The organism is Rhodococcus sp. YH1, from assembly GCF_009939605.1.
In the GTDB taxonomy this organism is placed as follows: Bacteria; Actinomycetota; Actinomycetes; order Mycobacteriales; family Mycobacteriaceae; genus Rhodococcus; species Rhodococcus aetherivorans.
On sequence record NZ_WVTE01000266.1, the window covers coordinates 23,797 to 40,865 of the forward strand.

The 17,069-nt window shown below is 72.0% G+C and carries 20 protein-coding genes; 7 read left to right on the forward strand and 13 right to left on the reverse strand.

The window, feature by feature from the left end; all coding sequences use genetic code 11:
* Positions 1–92 precede the first annotated feature (92 nt).
* Complete coding sequence (locus tag AIIKEEIJ_RS26965; RefSeq protein ID WP_029541912.1) at positions 93–755, forward strand: TetR/AcrR family transcriptional regulator; 663 nt, start codon at positions 93–95, stop codon at positions 753–755.
* Here AIIKEEIJ_RS26965 and AIIKEEIJ_RS26970 read toward each other — a convergent pair.
* From AIIKEEIJ_RS26970 to AIIKEEIJ_RS26995, 6 genes are all read right to left on the reverse strand, one after another.
* Positions 748–1,416 (reverse strand): ScbR family autoregulator-binding transcription factor, encoded by a 669-nt coding sequence (locus AIIKEEIJ_RS26970; protein ID WP_072634535.1) that lies wholly within the window; start codon positions 1,414–1,416, stop codon positions 748–750. The genes AIIKEEIJ_RS26965 and AIIKEEIJ_RS26970 overlap by 8 nt on opposite strands.
* A gap of 252 nt (positions 1,417–1,668) precedes the next feature.
* Complete coding sequence (locus AIIKEEIJ_RS26975; RefSeq protein ID WP_006941081.1) at positions 1,669–1,857, reverse strand: antitoxin; 189 nt, start codon at positions 1,855–1,857, stop codon at positions 1,669–1,671.
* Between the two features lie 86 nt (positions 1,858–1,943).
* Positions 1,944–2,189, reverse strand: a complete 246-nt coding sequence (locus tag AIIKEEIJ_RS26980; protein WP_161996925.1) for an antitoxin — start codon at positions 2,187–2,189, stop codon at positions 1,944–1,946.
* A 106-nt stretch (positions 2,190–2,295) separates the two neighbouring features.
* Positions 2,296–2,580: an antitoxin gene (locus AIIKEEIJ_RS26985; protein ID WP_029541908.1), complete on the reverse strand. Its 285-nt coding sequence runs from the start codon at positions 2,578–2,580 to the stop codon at positions 2,296–2,298.
* A 181-nt stretch (positions 2,581–2,761) separates the two neighbouring features.
* Positions 2,762–5,239 (reverse strand): HAD-IC family P-type ATPase, encoded by a 2,478-nt coding sequence (locus AIIKEEIJ_RS26990; protein WP_161996926.1) that lies wholly within the window; start codon positions 5,237–5,239, stop codon positions 2,762–2,764.
* Between the two features lie 63 nt (positions 5,240–5,302).
* Positions 5,303–5,668 carry a nuclear transport factor 2 family protein gene (locus AIIKEEIJ_RS26995; RefSeq protein ID WP_161996927.1) on the reverse strand — a complete coding sequence of 122 codons (366 nt, stop codon included), beginning with the start codon at positions 5,666–5,668 and terminating at the stop codon, positions 5,303–5,305.
* A gap of 100 nt (positions 5,669–5,768) precedes the next feature.
* Between AIIKEEIJ_RS26995 and AIIKEEIJ_RS27000 the strand changes: the two genes are divergently transcribed.
* Together AIIKEEIJ_RS27000 and AIIKEEIJ_RS27005 are read left to right on the forward strand one after the other, a co-directional pair.
* Positions 5,769–6,656 (forward strand): LysR substrate-binding domain-containing protein, encoded by an 888-nt coding sequence (locus tag AIIKEEIJ_RS27000; RefSeq protein WP_161996928.1) that lies wholly within the window; start codon positions 5,769–5,771, stop codon positions 6,654–6,656.
* An 87-nt stretch (positions 6,657–6,743) separates the two neighbouring features.
* Positions 6,744–7,088, forward strand: a complete 345-nt coding sequence (locus tag AIIKEEIJ_RS27005; protein ID WP_006941091.1) for a hypothetical protein — start codon at positions 6,744–6,746, stop codon at positions 7,086–7,088.
* Between the two features lie 6 nt (positions 7,089–7,094).
* Here AIIKEEIJ_RS27005 and AIIKEEIJ_RS27010 read toward each other — a convergent pair whose 3' ends face one another.
* The 5 genes from AIIKEEIJ_RS27010 to AIIKEEIJ_RS27030 all read right to left on the reverse strand — a co-directional run bounded on the left by AIIKEEIJ_RS27010 (position 7,095) and on the right by AIIKEEIJ_RS27030 (position 11,022).
* Positions 7,095–7,859 (reverse strand): zinc permease, encoded by a 765-nt coding sequence (locus AIIKEEIJ_RS27010; RefSeq protein ID WP_161996929.1) that lies wholly within the window; start codon positions 7,857–7,859, stop codon positions 7,095–7,097.
* A 112-nt stretch (positions 7,860–7,971) separates the two neighbouring features.
* A complete protein-coding gene (locus AIIKEEIJ_RS27015) occupies positions 7,972–9,087 on the reverse strand; it encodes an MBL fold metallo-hydrolase (RefSeq protein ID WP_161996930.1) in 1,116 nt (371 codons plus the stop codon).
* Between the two features lie 29 nt (positions 9,088–9,116).
* Positions 9,117–9,848 (reverse strand): enoyl-CoA hydratase, encoded by a 732-nt coding sequence (locus AIIKEEIJ_RS27020; protein WP_161996931.1) that lies wholly within the window; start codon positions 9,846–9,848, stop codon positions 9,117–9,119.
* Between the two features lie 70 nt (positions 9,849–9,918).
* Positions 9,919–10,119 (reverse strand): hypothetical protein, encoded by a 201-nt coding sequence (locus AIIKEEIJ_RS27025; RefSeq protein WP_029541885.1) that lies wholly within the window; start codon positions 10,117–10,119, stop codon positions 9,919–9,921.
* Positions 10,120–10,134: 15 nt separating this feature from the next.
* Positions 10,135–11,022 carry an SPFH domain-containing protein gene (locus tag AIIKEEIJ_RS27030; RefSeq protein WP_006941097.1) on the reverse strand — a complete coding sequence of 296 codons (888 nt, stop codon included), beginning with the start codon at positions 11,020–11,022 and terminating at the stop codon, positions 10,135–10,137.
* A 184-nt stretch (positions 11,023–11,206) separates the two neighbouring features.
* On the opposite strand from AIIKEEIJ_RS27030, the gene AIIKEEIJ_RS27035 reads away from it, so the two are divergent.
* Complete coding sequence (locus AIIKEEIJ_RS27035; protein WP_065922926.1) at positions 11,207–12,307, forward strand: NAD(P)-binding domain-containing protein; 1,101 nt, start codon at positions 11,207–11,209, stop codon at positions 12,305–12,307.
* The gene (locus AIIKEEIJ_RS27040; RefSeq protein ID WP_029541879.1) at positions 12,304–13,365 is read left to right on the forward strand and encodes a S1C family serine protease; all 1,062 of its coding nucleotides are present in this window, start codon (positions 12,304–12,306) and stop codon (positions 13,363–13,365) included. The genes AIIKEEIJ_RS27035 and AIIKEEIJ_RS27040 overlap by 4 nt, the downstream gene beginning before the upstream one ends.
* A gap of 109 nt (positions 13,366–13,474) precedes the next feature.
* Here the strand turns inward: AIIKEEIJ_RS27040 and AIIKEEIJ_RS27045 are convergent, their stop codons facing one another.
* Entirely contained in the window at positions 13,475–13,981 is a 507-nt protein-coding gene (locus tag AIIKEEIJ_RS27045; RefSeq protein ID WP_006936055.1) for a pyridoxamine 5'-phosphate oxidase family protein, read from the reverse strand.
* Between the two features lie 148 nt (positions 13,982–14,129).
* Positions 14,130–14,954: an aldo/keto reductase gene (locus AIIKEEIJ_RS27050; protein WP_161996932.1), complete on the reverse strand. Its 825-nt coding sequence runs from the start codon at positions 14,952–14,954 to the stop codon at positions 14,130–14,132.
* 86 nt (positions 14,955–15,040) lie between these two features.
* On the opposite strand from AIIKEEIJ_RS27050, the gene AIIKEEIJ_RS27055 reads away from it, so the two are divergent.
* Both AIIKEEIJ_RS27055 and AIIKEEIJ_RS27060 read left to right on the forward strand, forming a co-directional pair.
* Positions 15,041–16,678 carry an ATP-binding cassette domain-containing protein gene (locus AIIKEEIJ_RS27055; protein ID WP_161996933.1) on the forward strand — a complete coding sequence of 546 codons (1,638 nt, stop codon included), beginning with the start codon at positions 15,041–15,043 and terminating at the stop codon, positions 16,676–16,678.
* On the forward strand, positions 16,675–17,049 hold the full coding sequence (locus AIIKEEIJ_RS27060; protein ID WP_161996934.1) for a S4 domain-containing protein: 375 nt from the start codon (positions 16,675–16,677) through the stop codon (positions 17,047–17,049). The genes AIIKEEIJ_RS27055 and AIIKEEIJ_RS27060 overlap by 4 nt, the downstream gene beginning before the upstream one ends.
* Positions 17,050–17,069 lie beyond the last annotated feature (20 nt).

Genomic DNA, 17,069 nt, shown 5'->3' on the forward strand with positions numbered 1-17,069 from the left:
GCGGGATGTCCGCCGCCCGGGGCTGCGCCGGACGACCCGCCCGGATCACTCGGTACTGTGGATCCGACCCAGCGGCGACGAGGAGCACCACCATGACCACCGACCACGACGCGCTACCCGTGGACGAGGCCGTGCGAGCCGTGCGCACCAGCTCCCGCCGCAAACAGGTGCTCGACGCCGCGGTGACGGTGATGCAGCGGACCGGGTTCCACCAGATGTCCATGCAGGCGCTGGCCGACGAGGCCGGGGTGAGCGTGGGCCTGATCTACAAGTACTTCGGCGGCAAGGAGGACGTCCTCCTCGCGACCATCCTCGCGATCCTCGACGCCTTCCGCGACCAGCTCGAACCGGCCATGGACGCCGTCGGCGACGACCCCGTCGAGCGGCTCGCCGCCGGGATGCGCCGCTATATCGAGATCGTGGACGAGAACCTCCACGCCACGGTGCTCACCTACCGGGAGAGCCGCACTCTCGACGACGCCGGACGCGCCCGGATCAAGGAACTCGAGGTGGAGTCCTCGGCGCCGCTGCGCGCCGCGCTCGACGCGGGGATCGATGCGGGCGTGATGAACCCGGTCGATGTCGACCTGATGGTCTTCGACATCATGCTGCTGGCGCACGGCTGGGCGCTCAAGCACTGGCACTTCGGGGCCATCTACACGCTCGACGAGTACATCCGGCTCCAGACCCGCTTCGTGCTGAACACGCTCCTCCCGGCCGAGCGCCGCGACGACTACGCGCAGTTGCTCACGTAGCCGATACGGGAAGCAGGTCGCCGCCGAGAGGTAGCGACCAGCGCGCCCCGCGCACCGTCTCGATCGCGTCGTGGCGGGAGGTCGGCATGATGCCGGGCAGCAGCAGCGTCCACATCTGGTCGATCCGCTCCTCGAGGTCGACGCGCCCGGCGAGGACGTCGGACAGGAGCTGCACGCCCGTGAACGCGGAGATCACGAAGTGCGCCAGCATCGACGGATCGAGGTGGGCATCCAGGTCGCCTTCCTCGACGGCACGACGGCCGAACGCCTCGCAGGCCGTGATCCAGTCCAGGTACGGCCCGGCGGGCTTGTCGAGACTGCCGAGTTCGAGGGTGAGCCGGATCCCGGCGCGCACGACGGGGTCCTCGATCATCTGCCGGCCGATGCCGTGGCACAGCATCACGATCTGTTCGAGGGTCGACGCCTCGGTGCCGGCGATCGCATCGACGAGCGCGATCGAGCGGCGGTGCTGCTCGGCGACGATGGCGCCGGCGAGGTCGATCTTCGACGCGAAATGGAAGTACACCGCCCCCTTGGACAGTCCCGTGTCGCGGAGAATGTCGGCGAAGCTGGCGCCGTGGAACCCTCGTTCGTCGAACATCGCGGCGGCGGCGTGCACGATCTGCTGCCGGGTCACTGCGGCGCGGGCTTGCTTGGCCACTCACTCACCTTTCTCGCGAGGCGGATTCCGACGAGACACCTCGGCCCGAGGCATCCGACGTACATCCCCTCGACAACCCCCGACCGACACACCGCCGACTCCCCCTGGGCGGCCCGCCGGGATCTGCGTCGATCCCGGCGGAAGGCACCAGCCACCTTAACAAGACCGATCGACCGTTCAACGAAGGGTGGACGGCACCGGCGTGCCCGCCCCGCTCCCCCTCGGCAGCACGGGCCGATCGGCGGCCCCGGCCTATCCGGCGCCGAGGGCCTTCTTCGCCGCGTCCTGCGCCTTGTCGACCTGCTCGGCGTACTTTCCGCCGGTCTTGCGGTCCGCGAGATCACCGGCCTTCTCGATCGCCTCGTCGACCTTGTCGGGGTTCTGCGCCGCGAACTCCTTGCCCTTGTCGACCAGCCCCTTGACCGAATCCATGAAACCCACGTCGCGTCCTTTCGTCCGAATGATCGAGCGGGCCAAGCCTGCCACAGCAGGTCGCGACCGGACGTGGGGCCGGGTCCGACGCCGCGCTATCGGACGTCGGGTCCGGGAGCCGGGCCGGGTCCGGCAGCCGGACCCGGTCCGCGACCTTCGGTGCCGAGAGTCTTCTTCACCGCTTCCTGCGCCTTGCCGACGTGCCGGGAGTACTTTCGGGGCCCCTTCGTCCGGGCGAGATCGCCGGCCTTGTCGATGGCGTTGTTCACCGTGTCCGGGTTCTTCCGGGCATAGTCCTTGCCCTTGTCGACCAGGCCCTTGAGCGAATCCATGAATCGCATCGGGTCCATCCCTTCTCTGTGCAATGGTCGGATCGTCACCAGCGTGCCACCGGTGGACGCAGAGCGGGAGATCCCTGTCGGGACCTCCCGCCGAAGACCTCCACTGCTACGGGCTGCGCGGGCCCGGCTGCGCCTGCGGGCCGGGATCGGACTCCGGGCCGGGCCGTCCCGCGGGACCCGGAGTCGCACCGGGAACGGGATGGTCCGCGGTACCGAGGTGCTTCTTCGCGGCGTCCTGCACCTTGTCCACGTGCTGGGCGTACTTGCCGCCCGTCCGGGCATCGGCGGCGTCGCCTGCCTTGTCGACGAACCCGCCGGCCTTGTCGGGGTTCTTCTCCGCGTACGCCCTGCCCTTGTCGACCAGGCCCTTGATCGAATCCTTCAAACCCATCTGCCGCTCCTTCCGTTCGAGGGATCGATGCCTCAGCGTGCCACCGCGGGCCGGTTCCCAAACCTGCCGCGGCGGCGCAGTGTCCCCGTCCCCGGCCGGGCCGGCGCAGTGCCCTCGTCCCCGGCCGGGCCGGGGCAGTGCCCTCGTCCCCGGCCGGGCCGGGGCAGTGCCCTCGTCCCCGTCAGTGCACGCCCGGCAACAGGTCCTCACTGGCGGCGAACAGCCGGCGGTGCTCACCGTGGACTCGCCCGGTCACCCACCACGAGACCTCCACGAGGACCACGCCGATCGCCCCGCACGTGAACGCCGTGACCATTGCGCCGACGTTGGAGATGTCGAGGGCGAAGAACTCGCGGGCGAAGGGGAAGGCGAACAGGACCAGGTACCCGAGCACCGAACCGGCCAGCAGCACCAGTTTCCACATCACGTACGGCCGCGCCACCACGGCGAGCACCCACAGCGCGATCATGATCAAGGTGATCAGCGCCGCGGTGCCGGCCTGCATCTTCTGCGCCTCGGTCTGCTCGGGCCCGGCGTACACCAGGATGTAGCAGACGAACGTGCTGATCCCGATGATCACCCCCGACGGGATCGCCAGGCGCATCACCCGCGACACGAAACCGGAGCGGGCCCGCTCGTTGTTGGGGGCGAGCGACAGGATGAACGCGGGAACTCCGATGGTGAACCACGCCGCGATCGTCACGTGCCGCGGCAGGAACGGATACGGCAGCGGCTCGTAGCCGAACACCTGGGACAACGCGCCCGAGAGCCCGACGAGGAACGCCAGCAGCACGGAGTACACGGTCTTGGTGAGAAACAGATTCGAGACCCGCTCGATGTTGCCGATCACCCGCCGGCCCTCGGCGACGACGTAGGGCAGGGTGGCGAACTTGTTGTCCAGCAACACGATCTGCGCAACCGCACGGGTAGCCGGGCTGCCGGAGCCCATCGCGACCCCGATGTCGGCGTCCTTGAGCGCCAGCACGTCGTTGACCCCGTCGCCGGTCATGGCGACGGTGTGCCCGCGCGACTGGAGGGCTCCGACCATCGCCCGTTTCTGGTCGGGCCGCACGCGACCGAAGGTGGTGGCCGAGTCGAGAGTGTCGGCGAGCCGGTCGCGGTCCTCCGGCAGGGTGCGGGCATCGACGGGGTGATCGGCGTGCGGCAGGCCGAGCGACGTCGCGACCGCGCCGACCGACACGGCGTTGTCGCCGGAGATGACCTTGACCTCGACGTGCTGGCTCGCGAAGTACTCGAGGGTGGGCTTGGCGTCGGGCCGGACCCGCTGCTCGAGCACGACGAGGGCCTGCGCGGTGACCGTGCCGGGGGCGTGCGGGTCGTCGACGGGACGGTCGCACCGGCCGAGCAGCAGCACCCGCAGCCCCTGCGCCCCGAGCGCCTCGGCGCGCCGGGCCGCCTCCGAGCCGGGATCGAGCAGCACGTCCGGTGCGCCGAGCACCCAGTCGCCGTGGTCGCCGTACGACTGGCCGCTCCACTTCTTCGCCGACGAGAACGGGGCGACGGCGGTGGCCTCTCCCCAGCCGGGGTCGTCCGGCAGCGCCTCGCGGACGGCGAGGACGCTGGCGTTGGGACGCGGGTCGTCCGCGGCCATCGCCGCGAGGGCGGCACGGACGGCCGTCTCGTCGCTGCCGTCGACGCATACGACGTCGGCCAGGCGCATGCCGTTCTCGGTGAGCGTGCCGGTCTTGTCGGCGCAGACCACGTCGACGCGGGCGAGGCCCTCGATGGCCGGCAGTTCCTGCACGAGGCACTGCCGGTGACCGAGACGGATCACGCCCACCGCGAACGCGATCGACGTCATCAGCACCAGGCCCTCGGGGACCATCGGAACGAGCGCGGCGACCATGCCGCTGAGTGCCGGGCCGAGCGGCTGGCCGCTCGAGAACAGCTGGTTGTAGATGATGAGCAGGCCCGCCGGGATCATCAGGTAGGTGATGAATTTCAGGATCTTGTCGATGCCGGCGCGCAGTTCCGAGTGCACGAGCGTGAACTTGCTGGCCTCCTCGGCGAGCCGGGCCGCGTACGCGTCGCGGCCGACCTTCGTGGCCCGGTAGGCGCCGCTGCCCGCCGCGACGAAGCTGCCCGAGAGGACGTGTGCGCCGAGCTCCTTGTGCACGGGATCGGCCTCGCCGGTGAGGAGCGACTCGTCGAGTTCGAGCCCCTCGGCCTCGACGACGAACCCGTCGACCACCGCCTGGTCGCCGGGGCCGAGTTCGATGATGTCGTCGAGCACCACCTCGCGCGGCGGGAGCTCGGCCACCACTCCGTCACGGCGGACGAGAGGCTTGGCCTGGCTGACGATCGCGAGCCTGTCGAGGGTCCACTTGGCGCGGATCTCCTGCACGATGCCGACGGCGCTGTTGAGGATGATCAGCAGGCCGAACATGCCGTCGATGATCGAGCCGGTGGCCAGGACGATGGCCAGCAGGACGCCGAGGATCGCGTTGATGCGGGTGAAGACGTTGGCGCGGACGATCTCGCCGACCGACCGCGACGCCCGGTCCGGCACGTCGTTGGTGGCGCCCCGGGCCACGCGTTCGGCGACCTGCTCGGTGGTCAGGCCCAGCTCGATGTGCCGCGCGTCGGTCGGGGGCGCGGCCGCCTGGTCGGCGACGGCGGTGGGCTCCTCTGCTGCCATGGGAATCAGGCTAAGCCACCCGCTGCGCTCCGCCGCCGTGCCGTGACGCGCCTCGCGCCGGGCTCAGCTGTCCGGGCGGACGAACTCGGGCTGGTCGAGCACGCGCAGCCAGCTGCCGTCGGGCTGGCGGCGGGCCACCTGGGCCCGGGCGCCGGCGCCGTCCTTCGGCGGGGTGGCGGTCAGCGCGAGGTCGCCGCTGATCAGTGTCGGCAGCGGCGGCTCGGGTTCGAAGTGGGGGGCGTGTTCCAGCACCTGCCCCCACAAGCGGCGGATGGCCTCGCGGCCCACCGTGCGACCGCCCGGCGGGTAGGCCATCACGGCGTCCTCCTCGTACAGTGCGGCGACACCCGCCGCGTCGCCGGCGTTGGAGCGCTCGACGAACAGGCGGGTGAGATCCTCTGGCTGCCAAGCCTTCTCTGCGTCGGACACGGTAATCCTCTCCAGGAACGGAAGCGGGACACCTCCAGCCTCCGACCCGCAGATTCAGAAGTCCAACAGATTGTTCTGATCGGAACTAGAATCCAAGGTTATGGAACTGCGGCAGCTCGAGTACTTCGTCGCGGTGGCCGAGGAGGCGAACTTCACCCGGGCCGCCCACCGCGTCCACATCAGCCAGTCCGGGATCAGCGCCCAGGTCCGCCGGCTCGAGCACGACCTCGGCGCCGCCCTGTTCGACCGCTCCACCCGCACCGCCACCCTGACCACGGCCGGGGAGGCGGCCCTGCCGCACGCCCGGGCCGCGCTGGCGTCCGCCGCGGCCGCCCGGCAGGCGGTCGAGGAGGTGACGGCACTGATCCGCGGACAGCTGGTGGTCGGCATGGTCACCGCCTGCACCGTCGCCGGGCTGTTCGACGCGCTCGCCGCGTTCCACCGCGCGCACCCGGGGGTCGAGATCACCCTCGTCGAGGACGCCTCCGACCGGCTCGTCGAGCGGGTCCGCTGCGCCACCGTGGACCTCGCCCTCGTCGGCTCCGCCGGCAGCCCGCCCCCGGGCCTCGAGACGCTCACCCTCGTCAGCGAACCGATCGTCGCGGCCGTGCCGCCCGGTCACCCGCTGACCGGACGCGCCCGCCTCACGCTCGCGGACGTGTGCGCGCACCCCGTCGTGTCCATGCCCGAGGGCACCGGGATCCGGACCGTGTTCGACCGGGCGTGTGCCGCCGCCGGCCTGCGCCCCGACATCGCCCTGCAGGCCAGTTCCCCGGACACCGTCGCCGACCTCGCCCTCCGCGGGCTGGGCGTGGCGATCCTCAGCCGCTCGATGACCGCGCACTTCGAGGGCCGGTTGTGCGGGCTCACCGTGGACGACGCCACCGCGCCCGCGGTGCTGTCGCTGATCTGGTCCGATACGGACGCTCCGGCCCTGCGCGAACTCGTCCGGCACAGCCGTCGCACCTTCGCCGTCGCAGGGACCTAGGACACTTCCCCGGCGGCGGACGGCGGCCGAGAATGGGCACGGGCCGGCGAACCGGCCGGAGTCGAATCCACGACGACAGGGGCGGACATGAATCTCGAGGACCTGATGGCCAAGGCACGCGACACGGTCACGGTCAAGCGCGTGTACTCGGAGCCGGTCGAGAAGGACGGCCTGACGGTCATCACCGCGGCCGTGGTCTCCGGCGGTGCCGGCGGAGGCGGAGGGTACTCGCCCGACGGGGAGAACGGCGAGGGCGGCGGCTTCGGCGTCGGAGCTCGCCCGGTGGGCGCGTACGTCATCAGCGGCGGCAAGCTGTCGTGGCAGCCGGCGGTGGACGTCAACCGCCTGGTGCGTACCGTCGCGAGTGTGGCGATCGCCTTCCTCGTCACGCGGGCGCTCGTCGAACGCAAGCGTGCCGCTACGACGCGCTGACACCGCTCACAGCGTCGCGAGGACGAACGACAGCACGAATCCCGCGGCGGTGCTCAGCGCGACCGTGGGACCGCCCTTCTCGTAGGCCTCCGGCATGAGCGTGTCGGCCAGCGACGCCAGCACCGCGCCCGCCGCGAACGCCAACGGCAGGGAGATCGTCTCCGGCGGGGTCACCGCGAGCGGCCCGGCCCCGACGACGACGGCGATGGTCAGCAGCGTGGCGCACGCGACCCACATCCCGAGGATGTACCCCCGGGACCGGCCCTGAGCGCGCATGGAGGCGCTGCCGACGAGCGACTCCGGGAAGTTGGACACGAAGATCGCGACCAGCAGGGCGAGGCCGCCGGTGCCCTCCCCCAGGGACACGCCGAGCGCCACGTTCTCGGGCACCCCGTCGAGCGTGACCGCCGCCAGCAGCGCCAGCCCGGCCGCCCCGCTCACCGAGGACGACGACGGCGCGGTTTCCTCGGCGGCCGCGTCGACGTCGAGTTTCTCGCTGCCGTGGTCCTTCTCCCGCCGGCCCTCGGCCACCCGGTCCAGCCACGCGCTGAGCACGGTGAACACGAGCGCGCCGACGACGAGTCCGATCGCCGCGCGCCAGATGCCGCCCTTCTCGTACGAATCCTCGAACAACTCGAACGACAGGGCGGTGATGAGCGCGCCGGCGGCGAACGCCAGCATCGCCGCGAGAACGCGTTTGGGGATCTCCACCCATCCGCCCACCAGGGCACCGAGCACCAGCGCGCTCGAGGCGATGATCCCGAAGAGCAACGATTCGACGATGGCCCCGCCCTCCCTCCGACGCTCCCCGACGGACGGCGGGATACCCGCTGCGGCGGCCCGGAAACCCCCTACCGGCCCGGAAACCCCTACCGGCCCGGGGTCAGCCGAGCGGAACCCACCACGGATCCTGCGAGCCCGGCCGCAGTGCGTCGACCCGCTGCCCCGGCATCGGCACGGCCGTGGGCACCCCCTCCTCCCGAGCGGCCGGCAGGAGCCGCGCGATCGGCTCCGACCACGCGTGGAACGCCAGGTTGAAGGTGCCCCAGTGCACGGGGACGAGCAGGCCGGGGTGGTCGCCGCCCCCGAGATCGAGGTGGGTGCGCACCGCCTCCTCCGGGTTCATGTGCACGTCGGGCCACCGCGGGTCGTACGCGCCCACCGGCAGCAACGTCAGATCGAACGGGCCGTAGCGGTCCCCGATGCCGGCGAAGCGGGGCGTGTAGCCGCTGTCGCCGCCGAAGAACGCGGTTCGCGTCGGCCCCGCGATCACCCACGACGACCACAGCGTGATGTTGCGGATCAGGCCGCGTCCGGAGAAGTGCCGCGCCTCGGTGCACGTGACGGTGAGCGCGCCCACCTCGGTGTGCTGGTCCCAGTCCAGCTCGACGATCCGGTCGGCCGGGAGCCGCCACCGGCGCAGGTGCGCGCCCACGCCGAGCGGCACCAGGAACCGGGCCTCGCGCTGCGTGGCCGCGAGCGCCTCCACGGTCTCGCGGTCCAGGTGGTCGTAGTGGTCGTGGGAAATCACCACGGCGTCGATCGGCGGCAGTTCCGCCAGTTCGACCGGCGACGGGTGCAACCGGGCCGGGCCCACGGCCGGCGACGGCGAGACCCGCTCGCTCCACACCGGGTCGGCGAGGATCCGGTGGCCGTCGATCTCGAGGAGGACGCTCGAGTGCCCGTACCAGGTGACCGCCAGTTCCGCGGCCTGCACCGGCGCGAGCTGCGGCGCGAGCGGCACCGCGTCGCGCGGCGTGCCGGAAGACCGTCGGGTGAGCATGTCCTTGACGAGGCTGCCGCCGGCCTCGGGCAGCACCGTGCTGCTCGGCTCCGAGTTGTGGAACCGGCCGTTCCGATACCGGGGTGAGCCGGCGGCGTACGGGCGGATGTCCGCCGGAGTCGCGCCGATCGAGCCGGGGACGCCGCGGGCGGCGCGCGCCACCCACAGCAAGCCGGCGCCGGCGAGGGCGGACGAGGCGGTCTGCTTGACGCTCACCCCACCACTGTAGAGGGGCGCGGGCGCGCTCAGCGGCCGCGGAAGACCGGCTCCCGGCGTTCCGCGCGGGCGAGCCGGGCCTCCTGGACGTCCTCGCTGAGCCACGCCGCGGCCAGCGCGGCCGTCTGCTCGGGCGACGGCTCGTCGCGGGTGCCGTCATCGTTGAGGAACAGCTTCATCGCGTGCAGCGACAGCGGTGCGAGCTTGGCGATCTCGTGTGCCCAGGACTGCGCGGCGACGAGGTCGCCGATCCGGTTGGCCAGGCCGCGGTCCACGGCCTCGTGGGCGTCGACCGGCTCGGCGGCGAGCAGCACGGCCCGCGAGGGGCCGCCGCCGAGCAGGGAGGCCAGCCGTCGTACCGTCCACCGGTCCACCGAGATACCAAGGCGCGCCGCGGGAATCGCAAAGCGAGCACCCGGCGCGACGACCCGCAGGTCCGCGGCGAGAGCGAGCTGGGTGCCCGCGCCGATGGCGGGGCCGTTGATCGCGGCGATCACCGGCACGGGCGCCTCCTGGATGGCACGCAGCATCTCGCCCAGGCTGTCGAGGAATCCCTCCGCGTAGACGTCCCCCGACAGGTCGGCGCCGGCGCAGAAGCTCGAGCCCCGGCCGGTGATCACGACCGCACGCGCACCCCCGTCGAGCGCCTCCTCGAGTCCCTCCCGGACCTGGACGCACAGCTCGGTGTTGAGCGCGTTGCGGCGCTCCTCGCGCTGCAGTTCGAGCGTGACCACGTCGCCGTCGCGGCTGATCCCCATCATGTGTGCTTCACCTTTCGTCGCCGGCACGCATCATCGCACCCGCCGCGCACGGGCGCGACGTCGCTCCGCGTCAGTCCTCGTCCGCGCGCGGCCGGCCGGGCTTGCGGATGCGCCCGGCGTCGCGCGGCATGCGTCCCGCCTCGCTCAGCGCGCGCCGGAGCAGGAACTCGATCTGCGCGTTGGTGCTGCGCAACTCGTCGGCGGCCCACCGCGCGAGCGCGTCGTGGACCGCCGGGTCGAGCCGGAGCAGGAGCTTCTTGCGTTCCGCCATGGCGTCGACGAGCCCTCAGGCGTAGAGCGATCCGGTGTTGAGCACCGGTTGCGCGCTCTGGTCACCACACAGGACCACGAGCAGATTGCTCACCATCGCGGCCCTGCGCTCCTCGTCGAGCTCGATGGTGTGCTCCTTCTCGAGCTGTTCGAGGGCGGTTCCGACCATGCCGACCGCGCCCCTGACGATCTGCTCGCGCGCGGCGATGACGGCACCCGCCTGCTGGCGGCGCAGCATGGCCTGCGCGATCTCGGGCGCGTACGCGAGCCGGTTGATCCGGGATTCGACGACCCGCACGCCGGCGGATCCGACCCGCTCGTCGACTTCCGCGGAGAGCCTCGAGGTGATCTCGGCGGCGTTCTGCCGCAGCGACAACGTCTCCGGGCCCGCGTCGTACGGGTAGCTGCCGGCAATGTGGCGGACGGCCGCCTCGGTCTGCACGGCGACGAACTCCTCGAAGTCGTCGACGTCGAACACGGCCCGGGCGGTGTCCTCGACCTGCCACACGATGACGGCGGAGATCTCGATGGGGTTGCCGTCGGCGTCGTTGACCTTGGCGATCCCGGTCTCGTGGTTGCGGATGCGGGTGGAGATCTTGCGCCGGGTGTTGAGCGGGTTCATCCAGCGCAGCCCGTCCTGCCGGAGGGTGCCCGAGTACGAGCTGCCGAGCAGCTGCAGCACGCGGGCCTCGTTGGGTTCGACGAGGACCAGGCCGGCGAGCGCCACGGTGGCGGGGACGAGCAGCACCGCGCCGGCCACGACGAGCGCGACGTTGTGGTTCACCGCGCCGAACACGGCGAGCGCCGCTGCCACGACGTCCACGGCGAGCGCGATCGCGAGGACGGACCAGCCGCTCGCGGATCGTCCGGGCCGCTCGATGGTTACGGAGGGGGTGGCGGACATGGCGGTGACTCCCTTCCCGGTCATTGCAATGCGATATTAAAGTGATATCACATTTTTGGCCGTGCGGAAAATCCCGTGAGTCCCTCCGACGGTGGTCGCGCCGGCCCCCGATCGTGCCGACGGCACGGCGGCGACGGGGACGCCGGTGCATCATGGGTGCGGACCCACGGAAGGGAGGGCGGTGATGACGACGGACGCACCGGCGACCCCCGTCGACGTCGTGGTGATCGGCGCGGGCCAGGCCGGGCTGTCCACCGCCTACTTCCTGCAGCGGTTCGGCGTCGAACCGGAGTCCGGGTTCGTCGTGCTGGACCGGTCGTTCGGCCCCGGCGGCGCCTGGCAGGAGCGGTGGCCGTCGTTGACGCTGAGCACCGTCAACGGAGTACACGACCTGCCGGGGTGGCCGTTCTCCGAAGCGGTCGACACCACCGCCGGGCAGGTGCCGGCGGCCGCCGCGGTTCCCGAGTACTACCGCGCCTACGAGGCCCGCTTCCACCTGCCGGTGCACCGCCCCGTCCAGGTCGGCGTGGTGTGCGCCCGCGGCGAGCGACTGCGCGTGGAGACCGACCGCGGCGTGTATTCCGCCCGCGGACTGGTCAACGCCACCGGCACGTGGGAACACCCCTTCGTGCCCTGGTACCCGGGCGCCACCCGCTTCCGCGGACGCCAGCTGCACACCCGGGACTACCGCAGCGCCGACGAGTTCACCGGCCGCCACGTCCTCGTCGTCGGCGGCGGCATCTCGGCGGTGCAGCTGCTCGACGAGATCTCCCGCGTCACCGAAACCACCTGGGTGACCCGCCGCGAACCCGCCTGGCGCGACGAGGATTTCACCCCGGAACTCGGCCGGGCCGCCGTCGCGCTGGTCGAGGACCGGGTACGGCGGGGCCTGCCGCCCGGGTCGGTGGTGTCGGTGACCGGACTGCCGGTCACGCCCGCTATCCGTGCGGCCCGCGAACGCGGCGCACTCGACCGCCTCCCGATGTTCGACGAGATCACCGAGACCGGCGTCCGGTGGCCCGACGGCACCACGCTCGATGTCGATGTCATCCTGTGGTGCACCGGTTTCCGCAGTTCCCTCGACCATCTCGCGCCCCTCGGCCTGCGCAATCCCGGCGGCGGCATCACCATGACGGGGAAGCTGGCGACGCAGGTCGCCGCGGACCCGCGGGTCCACCTCGTCGGGTACGGGCCGTCGGCGTCGACCATCGGCGCGAACCGCGCCGGTCGCGCCGCCGCCCGCGAACTCGTCGACCATCTCGCGGCCACCGCGCCGGGGCCGTGATCCGCCGCATCGGCGCCGTCCTGGCGATGGTGTCCGCCGGACTGGTGCTCACCGCGCCGGCGACGGTCGAGATCGTCGTGCTGCCGCCGCCACCCCCGGCACCCGCCCCGCCCGTCGTGCCTACCACCGAGGAGGTGGCGGCACGGATCACGCCGGCCGTCGTCACCCTCTCCGCCAACCGCGGCTGGCGCGGCATCTCGGGCACCGGCATCGTCCTCACCGCCGACGGCACGGTGCTCACGAACCACCACGTCGTCACCGGCGCCACCGACATCAGCGCGGTCAGCCCCCACACGGGTGCGAGTTACGACGTCGCGGTGCTCGGCTACGACACCACCCTCGACATCGCCGTACTGCAACTCGGCTCCGCCGCCGGCCTGCCGGTCGCGGCCGTCACCGAGAGCCCCCTTCCGCAACCGGGAGCGCCGGTGACCGCCTTCGGCAACGCGGACGGCGGCGGGGTCGTCGTGCCTGCGCCCGGCACGGTCGTCGCCGTCGACAAGACGGTGTCGGTGCGCGATTCGATGGACGGATCCCTGCGCCGGCTCAGCGGAATGCTGCAGGTCGACGCGGCGATCCGGCCCGGGGACTCCGGGGGTCCGCTCGTCGACGCGTTCGGCACCGTCGTGGGGGTGAACACCGCCGGGGCCCTGGAACCGGATCCGGCCGTCGTCCCCGACCCACCCGAGGCGTACGCGGTGCCCATCGGGATCGCCCTCGACGTGGTGGACCAGGTCCGTACCGGCACGAGCGCCGGGACGGTGCACGTCGGCCCGACCCCGCTGCTCGGCGTGAGCGTCACCACCGGCCGGACCGGCGGCCAGGAGACCGGCGCCGAAGTGCTGTGGGTCGGCTACGGCACTCCGGCCGCCGGCACCGACCTCGAGATCGGCGACGTCATCGTCGCGTTCGACCGGCGCCCGGTCTCGTCCACGGCGGACCTCGAGGAAATGCTGATGGCGCGACGGCCGGGCGACAGCGTGGAGATCGGCTGGCTCGACGCCGCCGGGCAGCGACGCACCGCCACGCTCACGCTGGACGCCGGCCCGCCCCGCTGACAGGCGACCGGCGCGGTGCTCGCGCGGTTGTGTGGCCGAATGTGACATGCGTTCGATCGGATCGAAGCAATGTGACATCCGGCCGGGAACGGGCCGTCGGCACGGGCGGTCAGGCGAACCGGTGCGTGGTCTGCCCGAACGGCCCCTTGGCGAAGACGAGCACCTTGCTCGGCTCGACGCGGAAGACCCAGCCCGGGTCGTCCACCGGCCCGACGGCGTCGCCGTGGACCTCGAACCGCCACTGCTGGCCGTACTTGACGTAGTACGCCTCGGCGACGTCGCGCAGCGCGTCGCCGTCGGTGACGCGCCGGGCCCGCCCCTCGACCACGACGTCCGTGCCGGCCGCCCACGTCGCGACGCCCGTGGTGACAGCCACCGCATCGTTGTGCCGGAGGTTGTGCGTCTTCTGCTCGCCCGGGCCCGTGCAGAAGACGAATCCGCCCGCGTGCCACAGTCCGATCAGCGGTGTCACATGCGGTACGCCGTCGCGCCGGACCGTGCTGAGCCAGTACAGCTGCGCGGACTCGAGAAGCTCCTCCGTGTCGGTCCACGGCAGGGGCGGCTCCCCTTCGTCCCCGAAGCGGGCATCGACGGTGGTGGTGACAGGTGTGCTCACGACGACTCCTCTCCCGGCTCCGGCCGGAGCCCGTATCGATACGGACCGGTCGGACCGGGAGAACTCATCGCCCGCACGGGCCGAATGTCACACGGCGTCGATCAGATCGAACGCGTGTCACATTCGGCCACCGCCCCGGCCCCGCGGATCAGGAGAACGTGGCGGGATCGCCGCCGATGCGGCCGGCGTCGTCGTGCAGCCCGCGGATGCGGTCGAGGTCGTCCGCGGTCAGCTCGAAACCGAAGACGTCGAAGTTGCTCGCGATGCGCTCGGGCGTGACGGACTTCGGGATGACGATGGTGCCGAGCTGGATGTGCCAGCGCAGGATCACCTGCGCGACGGTGCGGCCGTGCGCCTGCGCGATCGACGTCAGCGTCGGGTCCTCGAGCACGGTGCCCTGGCCGAGGGGGCTCCAGGCCTCGGTGGCGATGCCCTTGCCGGTGTGATACGCCCGCAGCTCGGCCTGGTTGAACCGCGGATGCAGCTCGATCTGGTTGACGGCCGGGACCTCGCCGACGGCGTCGATCAGCCGGTCGAGATCCTCGACCCGGAAGTTGGAGACGCCGATCGAGCGGGCGCGGCCCTCCGCCTTGATCTTCTGGAAGGCGCGGAAGGTATCGATGTAGCGGTCCTGGGCCGGGGCCGGCCAGTGGATCAGGTACAGGTCGACGTAGTCGAGGCCGAGCCTGCCCAGGCTCGTGTCGAAGGCGCGCAGCGCCGAGTCGTAGCCCTGGTCGCTGTTCCACAGCTTGGTGGTGACGAACAGCTCGTCGCGGGGGACGCCCGAGTCGCGCAGCGCGCGGCCGGTGCCGGCCTCGTTGCCGTAGAGGGCCGCGGTGTCGATGCTGCGGTAGCCCACCCGCAGCGCCTCGGTCACCGCGTCGTAGCTCTGCTCGTCCTCGACCTGCCACAGGCCGAAGCCGAGCTGCGGAATCGTGTTGCCGTCGTTGAGGGTGATCGTGGGAACGGTCATGATCGGCCCAACCCGTTCCGGCCGCCCGGTGTTCCCCGCATCCCACCATCCGGAAACCCCGCGACGCGCGTGGGGATAATCGAGAGGTGACTGCAACACTGCGCATCAGCGGCCTGTCCGCCTCCCGGGGCGAACGCACCCTGTTCACCGACCTGAGCCTGACCGTCGCGCCCGGCGACGTGATCGGCCTGGTCGGCGCCAACGGCGCAGGCAAGTCCACCCTGCTCACGACGCTCGCCGGGGTCGGCACCGCCGACGTCACCGGCACGGTCGTCCTCAGCCCGCCCGACGCCACCGTCGGGTATCTCGCCCAGGAACCCGAGCGCGTCCCGGGCGAGACGATCCTCGGCTTCCTCGGCCGACGGACCGGTGTCACCGACGCCGAGCACGCGATGAACGCCGCGGCCGAGGCGCTGGGGACCACCGACGTCGACGACTACACCCCCGCCCTGGAACGGTGGCTCGCGCTCGGCGGCGCGGATCTCGCCGAACGCGCCGAGAAGGTCGTCGCCGACCTGGGCCTCGAGGTCGGGCTGGACGCGCCCATGACGGGGCTCTCCGGGGGACAGGCGGCGCGGGCCGGGCTGGCGGCCCTGCTGCTGTCCCGGTACGACGTGCTGCTGCTCGACGAACCCACGAACGACCTCGATCTGGCCGGCCTCGATCAGCTCGAGCGATTCGTCGCCGAGACCCGCACCCCGCTGATGGTGATCAGCCACGACCGCGAGTTCCTGGCCCGCACGGTCACCGGGATCGTCGAACTGGATCTGACGCAGCAACAGATCGCGGTGTACGACGGCGGTTACGAGGCGTACCTCGTCGAACGCGAGGTGGCTCGGCGGCACGCCCGCGAGACCTACGAGGAGTACGCGGACACCAAGCAGGAGCTCGAGGATCGCGCCCGGATGCAGCGCAACTGGCTCGAGCACGGGGTCCGCAACGCCCGCCGCAAGTCCAAGGACAACGACAAGCTCGGCAAGAAGTTCCGCGCCGAGGCCACCGAGAAGCAGGCGGCGAAGGCGCGGCAGACGCAGCGCCGCATCGAGCGGCTCGACGTCGTCGAGGAGCCGCGTAAGGAGTGGGAGCTGCGCATGTCGATCGCGGCGGCGCCGCGCAGCGGTGCGGTGGTGGCCACCCTGAACGGCGCACGCGTCGACCGCGGCGACTTCGTGCTCGGCCCCGTCACGACGCAGGTGCAGTGGGGCGACCGGATCGTCGTCACCGGCCCGAACGGCGCCGGGAAGACGACGCTGCTGCGCCTGCTGCTGGGCCGGATCCGGCCCGACACCGGCACCGCGGCCCTCGGGTCGGGCGTGAGGATCGGCGAGATCGACCAGGCACGTGCGCTGTTCGAGGGCGACGAGCCGCTCGTGGACGCCTTCGCCGCGCAGGTGCCGGATTGGCCGGACCCGGAGGTGCGGACGCTGCTCGCCAAGTTCGGGCTCAGGGGCCACCACGTGCTGCGGTCCGCGTCGTCGCTGTCACCGGGCGAACGCACCCGGGCCGGACTGGCCCTGCTGCAGGCCCGCGGGGTGAACCTGCTGGTGCTCGACGAACCGACGAACCACCTGGACCTGCCCGCGATCGAGCAGCTCGAGCAGGCCGTCGACAGCTTCGAGGGCACGCTGCTGCTGGTCACCCACGATCGCCGGATGCTCGCCAACACCCGTTCGACCCGCCGGTGGCACCTCGACGGGGGGCGGCTGACGGAGGAGCCGGCATGACGGCCGGCAGCGTCCGGGTGGACAGCTGGACCTGGGCGGTGCGCCTGTTCAAGACGCGGTCCGCCGCCGCGGCCGCGTGCCGCGGCGGGCACGTGCGGGTCAACGACGTCCCCGCGAAGCCGTCGCAGCCCGTGAAGGTCGGCGACGAGGTGCGGGTGCGCGCGGCCGGGGCGGAACGGATCGTGCGGGTGACGCAGCTGCTGGCCAAGCGGGTGGGGGCGCCGGTCGCCGCCCAGGCGTACGAGGACCACAGTCCCCCTCCCCCACCCAAGGAGATCCTCGCCTCGATTCCCCGCCGCGACCGCGGCACGGGCCGGCCCACCAAGCGGGACCGGCGCGAGCTCGACCGGCTCCGCGGGCTGCTCGAGTAGGACTCCCGCGGGTCTTTCGG